This window comes from uncultured Chryseobacterium sp., assembly GCF_913776365.1.
In the GTDB taxonomy this organism is placed as follows: Bacteria; Bacteroidota; Bacteroidia; order Flavobacteriales; family Weeksellaceae; genus Chryseobacterium.
Genome location: NZ_CAJYMO010000116.1, coordinates 1 through 3,321, shown reverse-complemented (window position 1 = coordinate 3,321; position 3,321 = coordinate 1). Strand labels below are relative to the sequence as shown.

The following is a 3,321-nucleotide window of genomic DNA, read 5'->3' as shown; positions in this document are numbered from 1 at the left end:
CTTCCAGCCAATCAATCTGGAGGAACTAGGATATGAAAACGGGAAGTTTTAAAACACACGAACATCCCGCTTCCATCATCCATCTTCCAGCTAAACAATCAAATTTTAAACAAATGAAAACAACAGACAACATATTAATTATAGACCTTGAGGCAACGTGCTGGAACGACCGGCTGCCGAGAGGTCAGGAAAGTGAAATCATCGAAATCGGGGTATGCCTTATGGATGCCGCAACCGGTAAGGTTTCACGCAGCGAAGGCATTTTGGTAAAGCCTCAATTTTCAAAAGTCAGCCCGTTCTGTACGGAACTGACTTCCATAACCCAGCATATGCTCGATGACGAAGGTATTTTACTGGAAGATGCCCTGGATATCCTGAGAGCGGAATACGATTCCGAAGAGCTGACGTGGGCCAGCTACGGAAATTACGACCTGAACATGCTTCAGAACCAGGCCAGAAGATTCAAGGTGGATTATCCGCTGAGCGATGACCACATCAATGTGAAAACCTTGTTCGGGGAACTGCACCCAATCGTCCGTAAAAGTGTCGGCATGGCCCGCGCACTAGGCGAACTGAACCTTACGCTGGAGGGTACCCACCACCGCGGTGTCGATGACGCCCGGAATATTGCCAAAATTCTGCACTGGTGCCTGAAAAGGTAAACTGGGAATAATGTAGCAATCTAATCATGTAACGATATAATAATGTGACTTTGTCAATGGAGCAATTTACGTATATATCGATATAATTGAACTCTCTTTTTTAAAGGGAGTTTTTTTTACGATTTTCAATAAAAGCAAAGCTGATTGTAAGAGATGTCTAAATAAAAGGAATAACGGTCAGCCCTGAAAGGGCGGCCTATACCAGCATCGGGTGCAGCCCGATGTCACTAAAGCCCGGTGAACTGAGCCCTGAAAGGGTGAAATAACGTAACATCCGGCGGGGAAAATAAAAATTTTTACTACGCAAAAACACTGCGTACCGGTCTTTTTACTTTGCATCATCAAAACAAAACAATGCTAAAATTTTGAAAAACAGATTTTAGTCAAAATATCAGGTAAGGTCTTGTTGAGTGTTTCTGGATAACACCATTGCAGAAGAATTTGTTTAGGAACATGATTTCCTTCTGTTCAGCTTGACCTGAAGGTTTCAGAGATTTAGCCAGAAAAATCTTACGGCTCTATGGGTTGAAGGTTCGAGTCCTTCTATCTCCTGAATGGGGATATAGTTCAAATTGGTAGAACAATAGATTTTTATGCGTGGGTTCGAGTCCCACCCTCGTTTCGGATGAGGTAGCTCAGTTGGTTAGAGTACTACACAATAACTGTAGTTGAAAATAGACTCAAAATCTATTTTTTTTCGAGTTTGAATATTCTCATTAAAAATATTCGGAAAAAATCCGGGATTTTTTCAGTTGTTAAATCAACATTTTGAAAAAGCCTGTGAGAAAAGATATTTTTCTGAAAATGAAATGGATACGAAGATCAATCATTCTTGAATGAGTTTTCTAAAAAGGACGGTTTTCTCCATGAGCGATGATAACGGATATCCTTTTTTGCCTGCAAAAAAGATAGCAGTGAACGTAGCGACCCGGGTTGTTGGTTAAGCCAGGGCAAGGGACACGGCCAAAATCTGAACATTGAGAAATGATTTCGAAAATAAGATGCTGAGATTTATGAATTTTTCAGAATGGCTTTTCTTCCGCCGTTTTTGGAAGAAGAGATTCCGGATTTACTTTTAATTAAAATGATAACCATTAAAAATATAGTCATGATAAAAAATATACAGATTAAAGCATATGAGCGAGGGTTGGTTTTCAGGAACGGAAACTTAACCGATATTCTTAAAGAAGGCAGTTTCTGGATTTTCGGAAATAAATCGGTGGAGGTATATGATATGAAAGCTTTGTTCAAGTCCGGTACCGACCTTAATCTCTTATTGAAAAACGAAAACCTGAAATCCATGCTCGAAGTCATAGAGGTAAAAGATGGGGAAATAGTACTGGTATACGAAAACGGAATTTTTAAAGAAGTTCTGCAGGTCGGGCAATATGCTTTCTGGAAAGGAATTTTAAACAGGGAATTTCAGAAAGCAGACTTAACGAAAGTGGAAATTACAGAGAAGATTTCCAGAACGATCCTTGAAAATATAAGACTGAAAAATTGTATTAGAAAATTCGTAATCACCAATCAATACAAAGGTATTTTGCTGATTGACGGAAAGTTAAACAGAATTCTGGAGGCCGGAACGTATTACTTCTGGAACAACGAAACTTCCATAGAAGTAAAATCGATTGATACCAGGATGCAGCAGATGGAAATCGCCGGTCAGGAACTGTTGACCAAAGATAAAGCTATGCTCAGGATCAATTTTTATGTACGTTTTCAGGTGGCAAATATTGAGAGGGCACTGATGGAGAACAAAGAGTATGATAAGCAATTATATATTCTGATGCAGTTGGCTTTACGTGAATTCGTCGGAGCTTTAACATTGGACGAACTGCTGTTGAAAAAAGATTCCGTAGGAAAAGAAATTCTTGGAAATTTAGGCAGCAAGGCCGATGAATTAGGTTTGAAAGCTTCTGATGCGGGAATAAGAGATGTAATCTTAACAGGGGAAATGAAAGACATCATGAACCAGGTTTTGATTGCAGAGAAAAAGGCCCAGGCCAACAGCATTATGAGACGTGAAGAAACCGCATCTACCAGAAGCCTGCTGAATACGGCAAAGCTGATGGAAGAAAACGAAGTACTCTGGAAACTGAAGGAGATGGAATATATGGAAAAAATCGCCGACAAAATTGGAGATATTACCGTTTCCGGAAACAGCAACATTGTTTCTCAGCTGAAAGAGATCTTCACAAAATAAAAACTAGTAACTGTTATTATAGAGTCGGGTTTTGCGAAAGCAAAGCCTGTCTTGTTTTAAAATCAAAAGAGTTACGCAGGGACGGTTTACACCGGAATCAGATGCCAATCCAATTAATAAATCAAAAGTAAGTAACCGAAACAGATTTAAACTTTAAATCTGTTTTTATTTTTCTCCTGCCACTCCTCATAAGAAACCACCCCCAGTTCCGGCCGCCCTTCACCTTCCAGAATAGATATAAATTCCAGCTGATTGCCGTCCGGATCATTAAAATAAATCGCCAGAGCAGGCATCCATGCGAAAACCATAGGTTCCTCGCTTCCGTTTTTCAGAAAATTGTAAGATTTTAGATTTTTACTTTTCAGAAATCCAACAGAGTAATTCAGGATATCTTCTTTGTCGGCGGTAAAAGCAAAATGCCGGGTCTGCAGATTCTCTTTCTGCTCCCATAAA

At 39.7% G+C, this 3,321-nt stretch carries 2 protein-coding genes, 1 tRNA gene and 1 pseudogene; 3 read left to right on the top strand and 1 reads right to left on the bottom strand.

Annotated features, from left to right (window positions below):
* The first annotated feature begins 113 nt into the window (after window positions 1-113).
* The 3 genes from QZ735_RS05715 to QZ735_RS05705 all read left to right on the top strand — a co-directional run bounded on the left by QZ735_RS05715 (window position 114) and on the right by QZ735_RS05705 (window position 2,868).
* Window positions 114-662, top strand: coding sequence for a 3'-5' exonuclease (locus tag QZ735_RS05715; protein ID WP_294245430.1), 549 nt, complete (start codon window positions 114-116; stop codon window positions 660-662).
* Window positions 663-1,218: 556 nt separating this feature from the next.
* A tRNA-OTHER gene (locus QZ735_RS05710) sits at window positions 1,219-1,281 on the top strand.
* 489 nt (window positions 1,282-1,770) lie between these two features.
* Window positions 1,771-2,868 (top strand): slipin family protein, encoded by a 1,098-nt coding sequence (locus tag QZ735_RS05705; RefSeq protein ID WP_294226612.1) that lies wholly within the window; start codon window positions 1,771-1,773, stop codon window positions 2,866-2,868.
* Window positions 2,869-3,014: 146 nt separating this feature from the next.
* Here QZ735_RS05705 and QZ735_RS05700 read toward each other — a convergent pair.
* Window positions 3,015-3,321: pseudogene (locus QZ735_RS05700) on the bottom strand (VOC family protein); the annotation flags it as partial.

Coding starts and splice junctions, on each gene's coding strand:
- QZ735_RS05705 (WP_294226612.1), top strand. CDS start 1,771: ATGATAAAAAATATACAGATTAAAGCATATGAGCGAGGGTTGGTTTTC.
- QZ735_RS05715 (WP_294245430.1), top strand. CDS start 114: ATGAAAACAACAGACAACATATTAATTATAGACCTTGAGGCAACGTGC.